Origin of the sequence: Pseudomonas sp. A-RE-19, assembly GCF_019956555.1 — a bacterium.
GTDB lineage: Bacteria > Pseudomonadota > Gammaproteobacteria > Pseudomonadales > Pseudomonadaceae > Aquipseudomonas.
On record NZ_JAHBDQ010000026.1, the window covers coordinates 1 to 15,202 of the forward strand.

Sequence of the window (15,202 nt, forward strand, 5' to 3'; positions counted from 1 at the left end):
GCTGTGAGGCGTTGAGCTAACCAATACTAATTGCCCGTGAGGCTTGACCATATAACACCCAAGCAATTTGCTGACCTGAAGAGGCACCAGATTGCGGTGTGTGAAGACGAAACGAACCGAAAGTTCGAGTAAAAACACACAAACTATCGCATACCCATTCGCTGGAACGTGATCCGCAAGGAGAACGCGCCGGCTACCGAATTTCTTGACGACCATAGAGCATTGGAACCACCTGATCCCATCCCGAACTCAGCAGTGAAACGATGCATCGCCGATGGTAGTGTGGGGTTTCCCCATGTGAGAGTAGGTCATCGTCAAGATTAAATTCCGAAACCCCTATCTGCGTATGCAGGTAGGGGTTTTGTTTGTCCGCTGGAAAAAGCACGCTGGCGACAATACAAAATTGCACAGTTATTTTCGAGTCAGGACACTAGAATAGGTCCAACTTTTTTGGAGCCAGAGCCCTTATGCCAGATCCGGTTGACGCCCCCGGGCTGTCAGATGTACCACTGGACGACTTGGTAGCGTGTCATGAGTGCGACTTGCTGATGCGCAAGCCTGAGCTTGCTCATGGCGAGAAGGCCATCTGTCCACGTTGCGGTTATGAACTGTATGCCCATCGACACAATGTCGTGCAGCGCAGTCTTGCCTTGGTCATTGCCGCACTATTGTTGTTCATCCCTGCGAACTTTTTACCGATCATGCAGCTCAATGTACTCGGACAATCGTCGCACGACACTGTCTGGAGTGGCGTTGTCGGTCTGTTCGATACCGGTATGCGAGGTGTCGCGGTCGTGGTGTTTCTCTGCAGCATGGGGATTCCGCTGCTCAAGCTGCTTTGCCAACTGGTCGTATTACTGAGTATTCGCTTCGATATCGGACGCAGTTACGGTTTGCTGCTCTATCGCATTTATCACCATCTACGGGACTGGGGGATGCTCGAGGTTTACCTCATGGGCGTACTGGTTGCGATTGTCAAATTAGCCGATATGGCGGCGATCACCGTAGGTCTTGGTCTGGCGTGCTTTATCAGTTTGTTGTTGGTTCAGGTTTGGCTGGAAGTGGTGATGTCACCGCACCAGATCTGGCAGGCTTTATCAGGAGAAGATGCCCATGCGGGCGATTGATGCGGGCATTTTGATTTGTGCCGAATGCCACGAGTTGAATAAGCAGGAAGCCGATTCCGACGAGCAGGTCTGCACCCGCTGCGGTGCGCTGGTTCACGCTCGCCGCCCGAACAGCCTGATGCGTACCTGGGCGTTGTTGATTACAAGCGCGATTCTCTACATCCCGGCCAACGTGCTGCCGATCATGACCGTCAATTCCCTGGGCCAAGGCGATCCGAGCACCATCATGTCCGGTGTGATCCAACTGGTTCAGCACGGCATGATTCCAATCGCAGCCGTGGTTTTTATCGCCAGTATTCTGGTGCCCACGTTCAAGCTGGTGGGGATAGGTTTGCTGCTATTTTCGGTGCAGCGCCACCAGCCACTCTCGGCGCGCCAGCGCATTTGGATGTACCGCTTTATCGAGTTCATCGGCCGCTGGTCGATGCTGGATATCTTTGTGATCGCCATCCTGGTGGCGGTTGTGAATTTCGGACGGCTTGCCAGCGTCGAAGCCAATCTTGGCGCCATCGCCTTCGCCAGTGTGGTGATTCTGACGATGCTTGCCGCAGTAACTTTCGATCCCCGACTGATTTGGGATAACACGGAGTCGGACGACGACCATGACTGATTTGCCTAAAGCGAAAACCCGACCGGCCTCGAACTGGTCTGCCATCTGGGTGTTGCCCCTGATCGCCTTGATCATCGGCGCCTGGCTCGGCTGGCGTGCCTACAGCGAAACCGGCATCGAGATACAGGTGCGCTTTGAAAGCGGTGAAGGCATTCAGGCCAACAAGACCGAAGTCGTCTACAAAGGTATGTCGGTCGGTAAAGTGAAAGCCTTGAAACTCGATGACGAAGGCAGCTCCAAAGGGGTGATTGCCACCATCGAGATGAACAAGGACGTGGAGCAATACCTCAGGACCAGCACACGCTTCTGGCTGGTTAAACCGAGCGTGACGCTGGCCGGTATCACGGGCCTGGAGACACTGGTCTCGGGTAACTATGTAGCCGTCAGCCCAGGCGAAGGCGAGCCGACCCGCAAGTTCAAGGCCTTGGCCCATGAGCCTCCGCTGTCAGACGCCAAGCCCGGCCTGCACCTGACCATCAAGGCTGATCGCCTTGGCTCGCTGAATCGCGGCAGCCCGGTGTTCTACAAACAGATCCAGGTCGGTCAGATCAAAAGCTACGAGCTGTCCGCAGACCAGAGCACTGTCGAACTCAAAGTCTTCATCGAGCCGACCTACGCCAACCTGGTGCGCAAACACACGCGTTTCTGGAATGCTAGCGGCATCAGTATCGACGCCAACCTCTCCGGTGTGAAAGTGCGTAGTGAGTCCCTCGCCAGTATCGTCGCCGGTGGTATTGCGTTTGCCACGCCGGAAAACCGCAAGGACAGTCCACCTACCGATCCAAGCCTGCCGTTCCGTCTCTATGAAGACTTCGATGCAGCCGCCGCCGGTATTCGGGTCAAGGTCAAACTCAGCGATTTCGAAGGCCTGCAGGCCGGCCGTACGCCGGTGATGTACAAAGGTATTCAGGTCGGTAATTTGAAAATGCTCAAGATTGATCCGGACCTGTCCAGTGCGACCGCCGAGTTGACGCTTGATCCACTGGCCGAGGAATACCTGGTCACCGGCACACAGTTCTGGGTGGTCAAACCGTCGATTTCCCTCGCCGGTATCACCGGCCTGGAAGCACTGGTCAAAGGTAACTACATCGCCGTGCGTCCTGGCGACAAGGGTGGCGCACCGCAGCGCGAGTTCGAAGCTCGAGCCAAGGCGCCGCCACTGGATCTGCGTTCACCGGGCCTGCACCTGGTGCTGTTCACCGAGAACCTCGGTTCACTGGAAGTCGGCAGTCCGATTCTCTACAAGCAGGTTAAAGTCGGTTCGGTACAGAGCTATCAATTTTCCCGCACCAAAAAGCAGCTGGTGATCGGGGTGCACATCGAGAAGGAATACGAAGGGCTGGTCAATGCCTCGACACGCTTCTGGAATGCCAGCGGCATAACGCTCACCGGTGGGTTGACCGGCGGCATCCAGGTCAAAAGTGAGTCGTTGCAAAGCCTGCTGGCCGGCGGTATCGCCTTCGAAACCCCGGAAGCGAAAGCGCCGTTGCAGAAGCGAATTCCACGTTTTCGCCTGCATGCCAACCATGACGAGGCAACGCAGAAAGGCACCGTGGTGACGATCAAGGTCGATCGCGCCGATGGTCTGCGCAGCGGCACGCCGATTCGATACAAAGGTCTGGACGTTGGCAAGATTGAAGACGTCGACCTCAGTGATGACCTGCAATCGGTGCTGCTGAGCGCGCGGATCACCGAAGTGCCGGAGCGTATCGCTCGGGTGGGCAGTCAATTCTGGGTGGTCAAACCTGAGCTCGGTCTGATTAAAACCTCGAACCTTGAGACGTTGGTCACCGGGCAATACATCGAGGTACAACCGGCGCCGAAGAACCTTGGCCCGCAGAAGAACTTCGTGGCCCTGACCAATCCCCCGGAAACCGCCAAGGAAGAGGCTGGTTTAAGCCTGGTGTTGAGCGCTGCTCGTCGCGGCTCGCTGAAGACCGGTGTGCCTGTTACCTATCGCGAAATCACGGTAGGCAAGGTGACCGGCTATGAACTGGGCCAGACGGCTGATCGGGTGTTGGTGCACATCCTGATCGAACCGAAGTACGCACCACTGGTTCGCAGTGGCACGCGGTTCTGGAACACCAGTGGTTTTGGTTTTGACTACGGCTTGTTCAAAGGCGCGACCATACGCACCGAATCGCTGGAAACGCTGATTCAGGGCGGCATCGCCTTCGCCACGCCGGATGGCGACCGCATGGGTGTCCCGGCGCGGCCCGAGCAAACGTTCCCGTTGTTCGACAAGTTTGAAGATGAATGGCTGACCTGGGCGCCGAAGATTTCGCTCGGAAAGTAAGAGTGCCTGGCTATACGCCTTCGCGGGCAAGCCTCGCTCCTACAATGAAAAGATAAAAAAAGGCCGCGATCCATTGGATCGCGGCCTTTTTTATGGCTTTGGATTAAGTCAAATCAGACCGCATCCAGCTCTGGCTCATCAGCTTGTGCAACAACGGTTGCCTTCACTTCATCGTGACGACGGATGTACTTCCAGTCCGCCTCGTCGATGTAAATGCCGTTCGGGCCGCTGCCGCCTTCCAGGTCGATGGCGACACTGGCGCAGACTTGCGGCTTCACACTCGCCAGGATCGGCACGAAGCCCAGTTGCAGGCTGGTTTCCAGCAGCGCTGCCTGGTTCTTCTCGTCGATGTCCGCTGCCTCGTCGAGGTAGTACGGCAGGCGCACGCGACCGGCCTGGTCGCGATCCATCAAGTGCAGCAACAAGTACATGTTGGTCAGCGCCTTGATGGTCATGGTGGTGCCGTTGGAGGCGGCGCCGTCGATATCGGTGTGGATCACCGGCTGGCCGTTGACCTTGGTGATCTCGAACGCCAGCTCGAACAAATCCTTGAGGCCAAGCTGGTTGTGGTTCGCGGCCACCAGCCGCGCCAGGTATTCCTTGGCTTCTTCGTTCTTGTTGTCCTGATCGGCGCTTTGGCTCAGGTCGAAGACGGAGAGGGTTTCGCCTTCTTCGTACTGACCGGCACTGTGGATGATCTGGTCAATGTGCTTGAGCGCTTCCTTGTTCGGCGCGAGCACGATGCGGAAGCTTTGCAGGTTGGAGACCTGACGCTTGTTGATCTCGCGGTTGAACAGCGCCAATTGATGTTCGAGGCTGTCATAGTCGCTGCGGATGTTACGCAGGGTCCGGGCGATGTCGGTGACCGCCGCACGGCGCGCCTTGCCGAGGGTCAGGGCTTCGTCGGTGCGGTGTGCGTAGGCGTTGATCAGCAGTTGCAGGCGACGCTCCATATCGTCTTCGCTGTCGAACTTGGCCACGCCCTTGAGGCGAACCTGAGCGTAGAGCGCGTCGATCTGCCCGTCACTGCGCAGCAAACCTTGCCAGCTGTCCTGATAGTCATTGAGCAGCGGCAGCAGGTTGTCCATGGAGTCGTCGACCGGGTCCATGAACGGCGTGCCGAAGGGCAGGTCGGCCGGCAACAGCTGACGGCGGCGCAGGGCGTCGTCGAGGGTGCGTTGCTTGGCTTCCATGTCGCCGATCTGCCGTCCGACCAGTTGCAGCTTGGCCGACAGTTGCTGGACGCGTTCGGTGAAGGCATCGCTGGAACGCTTCAATTCGTCCTGAGCGGCTTCCATCTGCGCCAATTGCTCAAGCTTGTCGCCTTCTTCGGCGCTCAAGGTTTGCGCGCGGCGGAAATCTTCCAGGGCTTTCTGCGCATCCAGCACTTGCTGGTACAGCGCTTCGGTCTGGGTCTTGCTGGCCGCGCGGTCGGCTGCCACGGCCGCTTGAGTTTTCAGCTGCTTGAGTTCTTTTTCCAGGCGGTCTTTCTGATCGCGCAGCGCTGCGCGGTCGGCCAGGGCCTGCAGGGCAGGGGGCTCGATGTGCGAGATGTCGATGGACAGGCCCGGCACTTCGAAACGCTCGCCTTTGAAGCCATCAAGGATCAGTTCCATGGATTTGACCCACTGACCCTCCTCGTCCAGCGTAATGCCGTGTTCGCCCAGTGGCAGGCTGAACAACGCGCTGTTGAAGAGCCGCATCAGGCGCTCGACGTCCTGTTGCGAGAACTCTTCACGCAAACGGGCATAGCTGTTGTTGTCGGCGTGATCGAGTTGCTGTTTCACCGACTTCAGGCGTTTTTCCAGATCCCGCAGGCGTTCTTCCAGATCCTCGGCCGAGAACTGCCGCGACTGGGCCAGCGCACCGGCCAGTTCGTCGTGCGCATCCTTGGCCGCGAGCAGTTGTTGCTCAAGGACTTTGACGTCATCGACCAGGGCGAAGCGATGCTTGAGCACCGACAACTCGCCGAGCCAGCGCTGGATGCCGGTGATTTCCCGCTCCAGGCGCATCAGTTCCTGAGTGCCACCGCGTTGGTCGTTTTGCAGGGCGTCCTGCTCGTTGCGGTAGTGCTCGGCCTGAATCGTCAGTTCTTCCTTGCGCGCGCTGGCGTAGTCCGACCAGGTCCCGAGCAGGGAGTCGAGCAGCGGCGACAGGCGATGCAGTTTGCCGCGCAGGATGTCCCGCTGCTTCACACCGTTGGCCAAGGCTTCGACCAATGGGCCGGCAGCGACCAGGGAGTTGTAGTCCTGTTCCATGCGACGGACATCGCGGAAGGCTTCTTCGCACGCGGCGATGTAATCGACGCTGCCGGAACGCAGGCTGTGTTCGAAAGCATCGAGGAACAGTTGCTTGAGCTTGGCCGCGGTGATTTCGCGCATGTGCAGCAGGTTGATGAACAGTGCGCGGAAGGTTTTCAGGCTCTGCTCGCTGGTGGAGCGCAGCGGGATCAGGGTCAGGTCCAGCGGAATCGAGGTGTGACCGCCCACCAGCAAACGACGCAGTTCATCCGGCTTGAGTTCGTAGGCTTTCAGGCCTTCGCGCTCGAGGTTGGTGAACAGCTCTTTTTGCCGCAGGCAGGTGTCGTCTTTCTGATAATGAGCCAGGTCGAGCTTGCCGGCGTAGGCAAAGAACTGGTGACCGAAACCGCCGCCCGGGCCGCGGCCGACCACGCCAATCACGTGCGGGCCGTGGGGCAGGGACACTTCCACCAGGATGTAGCTGGTGTCGGAGGCGAAGTAGAAACGCCGGGATTGCTCCAGGCTGTACTTGCCGAAACTCATGTCCGACATGCGCGCCAGAATCGGGAACTGCAAGGCGTTGATCGAGGCGGATTTACCGAGGTTGTTCGCGCCGTAAACCGACAACGGCTCTTCCAGCGGGAACAGGCCAAGGCTGTAACCGGCGGTGTTCAAAAGGGCAAAGCGGCGAATGCCGTAGCGTTCCTTGCTCATGCGTCGGTCTCCTGTTCTTCGGCAATGGCGCGGGCCAGGGCGTCTTCTTCGCTTTCTTCAGCGAAGTCGCTCAAATCCAGCGGGTCGTCGGTTTGCAGCAGCTTCTCGTCGCTGTCGTCGTCGATCAACACCGGAACTGGCAATGGCAGCACGCTGTGCAGGCTGGCGGCCAGATCACGGTCCTGCTGAACCGACAGGCACACGTCGAGGAAGCGGTGCATCGGCGGCAGGAAACGGTAGATACCGGGCTCTTCGCTGGCGAAACCGAGCTGGGTCATGCGGCGCATGATCTTTTCTTCCAGTTCGTCTTGAGTCTGGACCTCGGCCTGAATGAACAGGTCGCGGTACTTTTCCAGCAACGAGGGCAATTCATCGCGACCGAGGCTGCCACCGTCGAGCACGGCAATCGGGTCACGGCCCTGATCCGCCAGATGCTCGACGAGGATGAAGGTGAACAGCGCCAGTCGCTGGGCAGTCTTGTTCACCGCCGCAGCAGCGAGGTCCGGGACGAAGTAGTAGAAACCCCGGGTGTCGCAGACCAGCTCAAAGCCCAATGCCTTGAACAGGGTGCGGTACTGGTCCTGGAAATTCGACAATTGGGCGTACAGCTCCGGATCGCGGCGGCTGACGTGATAGCCCTTGAACAGCTCGCGAAAAATTGGCGCCAGCTGGGACAGTTCGGAAAGATCAAGATGCATGTGGAATGCTCGCAGAATTCTCGGGCGCGTCATCGCGGGCCGAGAGCAGGGCGAAGGAGCGCAGGCTGACCTGATGCTCGTGAGTGTGGTAATCGCGGCGTTCCAGACGCTCGCGTTTGAAACGTTTCTCCCGCGACAGGCGCGAGAACCAATAAAGCAATTCGTCGGTGGCGCCGTCCGGCTCCTGCTCCAGCAGCCAGGTCATCAGGTCTGGCATCGGCAGGGCGTCTTCGCAGCGTTCGAGCATTTCCCGAACCGTGCGTGGCGCGCGGGGGGCTTCGCCTTTCTGGGTCTTGTGAGCTTTGGGGAAGCGCGCCGGTTTTGGCTCGAAACGGGCCAAGGCGTACACGTAGGCTTCGACCTGACTGGCGCTGCCAAGGAAGGTGCTTTGCGGGCGAGTGAACATCGGCATCGCGGCTTGCGGCACCGCATCGATACCTTTACGACGGATGGCCGCCAGGGCCAGCGCCGCGCCACGGGTTACGGCATTATGACGACGCGCTTCTTCACGCAGTGGCAGCAGCAATTCGCGGGCATGACGCAAGGTCAGCTGGGCGCTGGTCTGCATTTCGAGGATGCGCGCGTGGGTGCGCAGCAGCATATCGTCGTCGACCAAGTGGCCGAGGCGCTGCTGTTCAGTGAGCATCTTCAGCAGGACGTTTTCGACCTTGCGCACGCCTTGTTCGAAGGCGCCGTCGGCATTGACCAACTGAATCATCGGTTCGACGTATTCGTCCCAGGTCGCCAGCACTTCAGCGTAGCGCTGACGCAATGGAATTTGCCGGTCGCTGGTCTTGGCCCGTTCCGCGACGGCCACCAAAGCCTGTTCGTCGTTGGCGAGTTTTTTCAGTACATCCCGCACGCGCATGTCGAGCAAGCGCAACTGGCGCGCCAGATCGTTGCCGTCGCGAATGTCGAAGGCGTCCTGGATGTAACCGGCCAGGCGCTCGAGATGGCGCAAATAGGCTTCGATTTCCAGGCACAGGCCCAGACGGTGTTCACGGCGCAGGTAAGCGAGGAAGTCGTGGATCTGCGCGTTGAGCTCGAAACGGTTCGGGCTTTTCGCCACGGGAACCAGAATGTCGAGGCGGATCCACACGTCCAGCAGGCTGGTGATGTCCTGCGGTGTGCTGTCCAGTTGCTGGGCGGCCAGTTGCGTGCGCAGTTCGTTGAGGCTCAGGGTGCCTTGGTCGAAGTGCTCGCACAGTGGCTCCAGAAGTGCCCAGTGTTCAGCGAGGGCGCGCAAGACGCGCTTGGGTTCGATCATCGGAATGGCCGGCTGGTTGGCAATTAAAAGCGACGATTGTACTGCATCGCAGCCGTGTCGATTCACTCTCGGGATGGACTGTCGGCTTTCTATCGATCAAGCGTGGGCGATCTTGAGCGAAGGGCGGTAGAATCACCGCACTTTAGTTATCCACAAGTGGCTGACCTTTGCTTATCGAGTCCCGTCGCCGCGCTTATTTGACCGCCATGCAGGTGGTCAACTGGCTGCCGCGCACCGAATTGCCCTTTGCCGCACCATCGCGGCCCGAACTGCTGGAGATGCCCGAGCCGTTGGTCATCGCCCCGGTTGTACAGGCTCCTGTGGCTGAGGCGCCCGTAGAACATGCGGCCAAACCGGCCGAACGGGTGAAGATCGAGGTGCCACGGCCATCGTTGGCCAGCACCCGCACGAACGCCAAGGTCGAAGAAGAGGAGGCGCCGGTCGTCGCCAAGGCCCCACACGTTCCGCCACCGCGTTTCGCCCTGCAATTGTTGCGCGCCGGTCGCTGCCTGTTGCTGGTGGAGTTACCCACAGGCGAAAGCTTCCAGACCCGCGATCCGGCCTATCTGTTGCTCAAGGACATGTTGCGCGCCGCCGGTCTGCCGGACAGCCCGCAGATTGTCGGCGAGCCGGTGCGTTGGCCGCTGCTGGCGCGCGGCACCATGGACCAAGGGCCGGAAGCGGCTCGGGATTTTGTACAAGGCTTTCTGTCGGCCCGTCTGGAAGACGCTCCGTGCGTCTGCCTGTGGCTGATCGGCCTGCCGGCGGTGCGTTTTGCCGGTGAGGCGAACGCCGAATCCTTCAACCGCGAACTTCAGGTCGAAGGTCTGGGTTCGGTCTGGGCCCTGCCGGGTCTGGAATTATTAATGGAAGAGCCACAGCGTAAGGCTGATGTCTGGCAAGCCATGCGTCGGCTGATGGCGCGCTGGAAAGAATCGAATGAGTGACGCTGTATCGTTCCGCCCGATGATCGAGGCGGACCTGGACGCTGTACTGAAAATCGAATATGCGGCTTACAGCCATCCCTGGACCCGCGGGATTTTTCTCGATGGCCTGGGCAAGTACCAGATCTGGCTGATGTTCGAAGGTCAGCAGCAGGTCGGTCATGGCGTGGTGCAGATCATTCTCGACGAGGCGCATCTGCTGAACATCACCGTCAAACCGGAAAATCAGGGCCGAGGCCTGGGTTTGACGCTGCTGGAGCATTTGATGTCGATTGCCTACAAGGCAGAGGCGCGGGAATGTTTTCTGGAAGTGCGTGATAGCAACCGGGCGGCATTTCGGTTGTATGAGCGGTATGGGTTCAATGAAATCGGACGTCGGCGGGATTATTACCCGGCGGTGGGTGGGCGCGAAGATGCCGTGGTCATGGCGTGCACTTTGGTGGACTGACCCCGCGTAGGAGCTGCCGAAGGCTGCGATCTTTTGATTTTTGTGTGTCGCGACAATAAAAGATCAAAAGATCGCAGCCTTCGACAGCTCCTACATTATTGGCGTCCGGTCAGACCTGTGGATCAACGCTTGCCATCCATCGGATCGCGCCGCGCCAATTCCGCCTCATCCAGCCCGTTGCCTCCGCCGATGTCGTCTTCATCGACAATGCTCAGATCCCAATCGGCCTGCTCGCCTTCGCCCGCTTCCTTGGCATCCCGGGCACCGTCTTCACGGATCAGGGTTTCCGGGCTCAGGTCGTCATCGGTGGGGTTGTGGTCATCGGCCGAGGCGCCGGTCATGCCAGCCTCGCGCACGCGTTCCCGGGGCATCAGATGCTCGCGTTCTTTCTCTGGCAGCTCATCACCGATTTTCGCGCTGGGTTCTTCCTCGTCGAAATCCAGCTCATGCACTGAGCCCATGCGGTCTTCGTTGTCGTCGACGGGCTCGGGTTGCGCCGCATCGAACGGACGTCGTGAATCAGTCATGGCAATTCCTCATACTGTAGGCCTTACTACGGTTGACCCACTGGACGCCTCAGAATTCCGCCAGCATGGAGGCCGGCTAGCGGTTATATGCATCATGGCATCAGAGGGGATCTGCATCGCGCGCGTGACCCCGACGGGTGGTCGTCTGTCAAAGTTGTGCATCATTATCGAGGCTTCATTGCATGAACGAATTACAAGATCTGATTGATAACAATGAGCGCTGGGCCGACGCGATCACCCAGGAAGATCCTGATTTCTTCGCCAAGCTGGCCCGTCAACAAACCCCGGAATACTTGTGGATCGGTTGCTCCGATGCCCGCGTGCCGGCGAACGAGATCGTGGGCATGTTGCCAGGCGACTTGTTTGTGCACCGCAACGTAGCCAACGTGGTGCTGCACACCGACCTCAACTGCTTGTCGGTGATTCAGTACGCGGTCGATGTGCTCAAGGTCAAACACATCCTCGTCACCGGTCACTATGGCTGCGGCGGTGTGCGCGCCTCGATGCAGGACCGTCAGTTGGGCCTGATCGACGGCTGGCTGCGCTCGATTCGCGATCTTTATTATGAAAAACGCGATGAACTGGCCAAGTTGCCCACCGAAGAAGAACGGGTGGACCGCCTCTGCGAGCTCAACGTGATCCAACAGGTGGCCAACGTCGGTCACACCAGCATTGTGCAAAATGCCTGGCATCGCGGGCAGAGCCTGTCGATTCACGGTTGCATCTATGGCATCAAGGACGGTCGCTGGAAAAGCCTGAACGCCACCATCAGTGGTTTCGAACAGCTACCGCCGCAATACCGTTTGCGTCCGGTCGAGGCGTTGTAAAAGCCTTTCAACCGAGACTTCGTCGACGCCAGTGTTGGAAAAACTGTTCTCCATTGGCGTTCGGCGACTCGTCATAGCCGATGATCCAGCCACGGCAGCAGGGACAACCGCAGCGGCAGGCGAACTGTCGCAGCAGCTTGTCTTCTGTCGCGGCGAAATCCATCGTCAGCCGGTCACCCTTTTTGATGTCTTTGAGCGCCCATAACCACAGCTCGCTCATGTCGAGAAAGACGTTGGGGTCGCAGGAGTGGCTTAGCAGACCGCAGAAGCGCGGATCGTAGACGTGGATTCCCGGCGCCAGCTGCCGGGTGTGTCGGCAGCGATAGGGCAACAAATGCCCGGAAACCCGGCAGATTCGGCTGATGCGGGGGAACTCGCGCAGTGCCGTGACCGCTGTTGCCGAGCCCTCAGTGTTGTAGAGGATTTCGAAGTCGTCCTTGGAGGGGAATCCAAGGCGAAGGGGCAACTCTACAAATGGATAAATGCCATTGGGTGGCGGTGGAGGTATTCCTTGTTGGACGTGGTCTCTCATAACAATCCTTGTCAGATGGGTGCTACAACCTCTTTCAGCTGACATCCGGTCAGCTCTGCAGCACGTGGGTACGCCCCAAGCCTCTCGTAAATGAAACAATTGTTCTACTGTCAGATATGACAGGCGAAAAAGGCTCTTTCCCGTGTCAGCCATGGCTCACACGGGAAAGACTTCAGCGGGTTTACAAGTGTGGGGCAGGGGCGGAGGTCGCCAGGGATGGGGTCTTCAGCTGTTTCAGCTCAGATTTGACCGTGGGAGTTGCGCACTGGGCCACTGCCTTTTCAGGCGTCAGATTGCGAATCGAGGTGTAGAACAGTTCGCAGGTTTTTTCTTTCTGGGTCACCTGCCAGGTCTGGGTGCAGCTTTTCAGCTGAACGGTAGGGTCGGTGCCCGGTTTGCTGCCCATCCCCGCCTGCCAGCACGCGGCGCTCAAATCCTGCCCCATGACTTTCAGCCCCGCGGCGTCGGCCTTGGCCTGGGCATCGCTGCCACTGTAGGCCGTCGGATCGGCGGCGTACCAGATGTAGCTCGGGTGGTTGGAACCCAGTACTGGCACTTTTACACCCGCGCTCGGGCTGATGGTTGCCAGGCCCAATATGTCCACGGTCTGCCCGTATTGTTGCTTGATCCAGTTACGCACCGGTGCGCCGAAGGCAACCATTGGCAACGTCGCGCCGCTGGTGTTCTGGCTGACTTCCTTGACCATGGTGGTCTGGTAGTCCGTGAAGTAGTTGTAGACGCCTTCCAGGTCCTTGCCGGCGCTGGCTGGCGCGGCAATCGGCGCGATGTCGATGATGGTCTGATAGCCCGGTGTCTGGTCGGCGGGGATGCCGTTGGCGGTCAGTAGCGTGGCCCAACGGTCGGTGGTCTTGGACTCCAGGTAGTCCTGGGCCTGGATCAGCGAATAATCCGGCGGGAAGTGCAGCAGTTCAACGCTTTTGCGGTTTTCCAGCGCCATGCCCAGCGGCAGGAACAGGTACCAGCTAAAAGTCCATTTACCATCGGCATTCAGCTTGCTGGCGCCGTTGTAGGCCAGATCGCCGGCATCGAGCAGCGCGGCCAGTGGTTTTTCATAGCCTTTGGGCACACCGCTGATATTGGCGTAGAGGTGCTTGTTGTCGGTTTTGACCACCACTTTTGCGGTTTTGTAGCCATCGCGCTGGACGCTTTGGGTCAGGTAATGCTCAACGGTCTGCTCCAGTGTCCAGTTGCGATAGCAGATGACATTGCAGTTGTTGGGGTAGGAAAACAGCCGCGTGACGCGTTCGGTACTGCCCAGCTTCAGATCGACGTCGGCGTGGGCGGCGGCACTCAGGGTGAGTGCGGCGAGGGTGAGTCCTGCGAGTTTGAACATGCTCAGATCCTTTTCAGCGTGAGCCCTCGGAGGCGGGGCGGGTACATACTGAAACTACTTGTGTCGAACGGTCCAGTGCCCAGGTGAAAAGATCGCTCGTTTCACCGGCAGCCCGGGACGATGAGTGCTCGATGTGGGAGCGAACCTGCACCCACACTGTAGCCATGATGATCTGAAGGTCCGTTTAAGGCATCACCGGCGCCATATACGTAAGCGTCGTCCCCAGTGCCCACAGCAGAAATAGCACGAGTGGCGTGTGTACCAGCAATTGCACGAACGAAAACCCGATCAAATCCCTCGCCTTCAACCCGAGCACGCCCAGCAGCGGCAGCATGTAGAACGGGTTGATCAGGTTCGGCAGGGCCTCGGCGGCGTTGTAGATCTGTACGGCCCAACCCAGGTGGTAGTTCAGGTCGTTGGCCACTTGCATGACGTATGGCGCTTCAATGATCCATTTGCCGCCACCGGACGGGATGAAGAAGCCGAGGATGGCCGAGTACACGCCCATCAACAGGGCGTAGGTGTCGTGGGACGCGATTTGTACGAAAAAGGTCGAGATGTGGTGGGCCAAGGTCTGTCCGTCGGTGCCCTTGACCACGGTCATCAGTGCGGCGATCGAGCCATACAACGGGAACTGGATCAGCACGCCGGTGGTGGTCGGCACTGCGCGGGCCACTGCATCGAGGAAGCTGCGCGGGCGCCAGTGCAGCAGCGCGCCCAGCATCAGGAACAGGAAGTTGTAGGTGTTCAGTCCGGAAATCGCGCTGATCGCCGGTTTGGTCGCAAACTCATGAAACAGCCATCCGGCCGCCAGCAATGCCAGCACAATCGTCAGCAGCGGGCTGTATTCCAGCCATTCGCCGGGACGGGTGCGCGGTGGCGGCGCCGGCAGGCTGAAACTCGGATCGATGCCGCAGGCCTTGGCGTCGCGGGCTGTCGCCGGGCCGGGAGCGGTGGCGTAGGCCACGATCAGCGAGACCACGATCAGTGCCAGCAGCAACACACCCGACTGCCAGAGAAAGATCGTTTGAGTGAAAGGAATGACGCCTGTGATCGACAGAATCGACGGTGGCAGGCTGGCCGGGTTGGCCTGTAATTGTGCCGCGGACGATGACAGACCCAGGGCCCAGACCGCCCCTAGACCGAGATAGGCGGCGGCACCGGCAGCGCGGTAATCCATTTTCAGATCGGTACGGCGGGCGAGGGCGCGCACCAGCAACCCGCCAAACACCAGTGACAAACCCCAGTTCAGTAACGACGCGACCATGGAAATCAGCGCCACCCAGGCCACGGCGGAGCGGCCGTTTTTCGGGATTCGTGCCAGGCGATCAATCAGTTTCACCGCCGGTGGCGAACTGGCGACCACGTAACCGCCGATCACCACGAACGCCATCTGCATGGTGAACGGAATCAGGCTCCAGAACCCGTCACCAAAGGCCATGGCGGCGTCGGTGGGTTTGGCGCCCATGATCATGGTCGCCACAGCGACGATAATCACCGCCAGGGCGGCGAATACCCAGGAGTCGGGGAACCAGCGTTCGGCAAAGTTTGAACAGAGCAGGGCAAAGCGTGCATAGCGGCTATCTTCGATATCAGCGGCCACGGGAGTACCTCGTTT

The 15,202-nt window shown here is 59.2% G+C and carries 13 protein-coding genes and 1 rRNA gene; 7 read left to right on the forward strand and 7 right to left on the reverse strand.

All coding sequences use genetic code 11. From position 1 onward, the window contains the following. The first annotated feature begins 204 nt into the window (after window positions 1-204). The 4 genes from rrf to KGB14_RS17600 all read left to right on the forward strand — a co-directional run bounded on the left by rrf (window position 205) and on the right by KGB14_RS17600 (window position 4,033). A 5S ribosomal RNA gene (gene rrf, locus KGB14_RS17585) occupies window positions 205-320 on the forward strand. Between the two features lie 147 nt (window positions 321-467). Then, a complete protein-coding gene (locus KGB14_RS17590; protein ID WP_223488024.1) occupies window positions 468-1,127 on the forward strand; it encodes a paraquat-inducible protein A in 660 nt (219 codons plus the stop codon). Further along, window positions 1,114-1,737, forward strand: a complete 624-nt coding sequence (locus KGB14_RS17595; RefSeq protein WP_223488025.1) for a paraquat-inducible protein A — start codon at window positions 1,114-1,116, stop codon at window positions 1,735-1,737. The genes KGB14_RS17590 and KGB14_RS17595 overlap by 14 nt, the downstream gene beginning before the upstream one ends. Continuing rightward, window positions 1,730-4,033 (forward strand): PqiB family protein, encoded by a 2,304-nt coding sequence (locus tag KGB14_RS17600; RefSeq protein WP_223488026.1) that lies wholly within the window; start codon window positions 1,730-1,732, stop codon window positions 4,031-4,033. Before KGB14_RS17595 ends, KGB14_RS17600 begins: the two co-directional genes overlap by 8 nt. 113 nt (window positions 4,034-4,146) lie before the next feature. Here the strand turns inward: KGB14_RS17600 and mksF are convergent, their stop codons facing one another. Genes mksF through mksB form a run of 3 tightly spaced genes read right to left on the reverse strand, consistent with a single transcriptional unit; the run spans window position 4,147 to window position 8,952 of the window. Then, window positions 4,147-6,987: an Mks condensin complex protein MksF gene (gene mksF, locus KGB14_RS17605; RefSeq protein ID WP_223488027.1), complete on the reverse strand. Its 2,841-nt coding sequence runs from the start codon at window positions 6,985-6,987 to the stop codon at window positions 4,147-4,149. After that, on the reverse strand, window positions 6,984-7,685 hold the full coding sequence (gene mksE / locus KGB14_RS17610; RefSeq protein ID WP_223488028.1) for an Mks condensin complex protein MksE: 702 nt from the start codon (window positions 7,683-7,685) through the stop codon (window positions 6,984-6,986). The genes mksF and mksE overlap by 4 nt, the downstream gene beginning before the upstream one ends. Continuing rightward, window positions 7,675-8,952 (reverse strand): Mks condensin complex protein MksB, encoded by a 1,278-nt coding sequence (gene mksB / locus KGB14_RS17615; protein WP_223488029.1) that lies wholly within the window; start codon window positions 8,950-8,952, stop codon window positions 7,675-7,677. The genes mksE and mksB overlap by 11 nt, the downstream gene beginning before the upstream one ends. 206 nt (window positions 8,953-9,158) lie before the next feature. Here mksB and KGB14_RS17620 point away from each other — a divergent pair, with 206 nt between their 5' ends. Both KGB14_RS17620 and rimI read left to right on the forward strand, forming a co-directional pair. Then, on the forward strand, window positions 9,159-9,899 hold the full coding sequence (locus KGB14_RS17620; protein WP_223488079.1) for an energy transducer TonB: 741 nt from the start codon (window positions 9,159-9,161) through the stop codon (window positions 9,897-9,899). After that, the gene (gene rimI / locus KGB14_RS17625; RefSeq protein ID WP_223488030.1) at window positions 9,892-10,344 is read left to right on the forward strand and encodes a ribosomal protein S18-alanine N-acetyltransferase; all 453 of its coding nucleotides are present in this window, start codon (window positions 9,892-9,894) and stop codon (window positions 10,342-10,344) included. The genes KGB14_RS17620 and rimI overlap by 8 nt, the downstream gene beginning before the upstream one ends. 122 nt (window positions 10,345-10,466) lie before the next feature. Here rimI and KGB14_RS17630 read toward each other — a convergent pair whose 3' ends face one another. Beyond that, entirely contained in the window at window positions 10,467-10,871 is a 405-nt protein-coding gene (locus tag KGB14_RS17630) for a serine kinase/phosphatase (protein WP_223488031.1), read from the reverse strand. A gap of 182 nt (window positions 10,872-11,053) precedes the next feature. On the opposite strand from KGB14_RS17630, the gene can reads away from it, so the two are divergent. After that, window positions 11,054-11,698 carry a carbonate dehydratase gene (gene can, locus KGB14_RS17635; protein ID WP_048397734.1) on the forward strand — a complete coding sequence of 215 codons (645 nt, stop codon included), beginning with the start codon at window positions 11,054-11,056 and terminating at the stop codon, window positions 11,696-11,698. Window positions 11,699-11,705: 7 nt separating this feature from the next. On the opposite strand, the gene KGB14_RS17640 is transcribed toward can, so the two are convergent. From KGB14_RS17640 to KGB14_RS17650, 3 genes are all read right to left on the reverse strand, one after another. After that, window positions 11,706-12,230 (reverse strand): SET domain-containing protein, encoded by a 525-nt coding sequence (locus tag KGB14_RS17640; RefSeq protein ID WP_223488032.1) that lies wholly within the window; start codon window positions 12,228-12,230, stop codon window positions 11,706-11,708. A 181-nt stretch (window positions 12,231-12,411) separates the two neighbouring features. After that, window positions 12,412-13,584, reverse strand: a complete 1,173-nt coding sequence (locus KGB14_RS17645) for a hypothetical protein (protein ID WP_223488033.1) — start codon at window positions 13,582-13,584, stop codon at window positions 12,412-12,414. A gap of 184 nt (window positions 13,585-13,768) precedes the next feature. Further along, window positions 13,769-15,187 (reverse strand): short-chain fatty acid transporter, encoded by a 1,419-nt coding sequence (locus tag KGB14_RS17650; protein WP_223488034.1) that lies wholly within the window; start codon window positions 15,185-15,187, stop codon window positions 13,769-13,771. Window positions 15,188-15,202 lie beyond the last annotated feature (15 nt).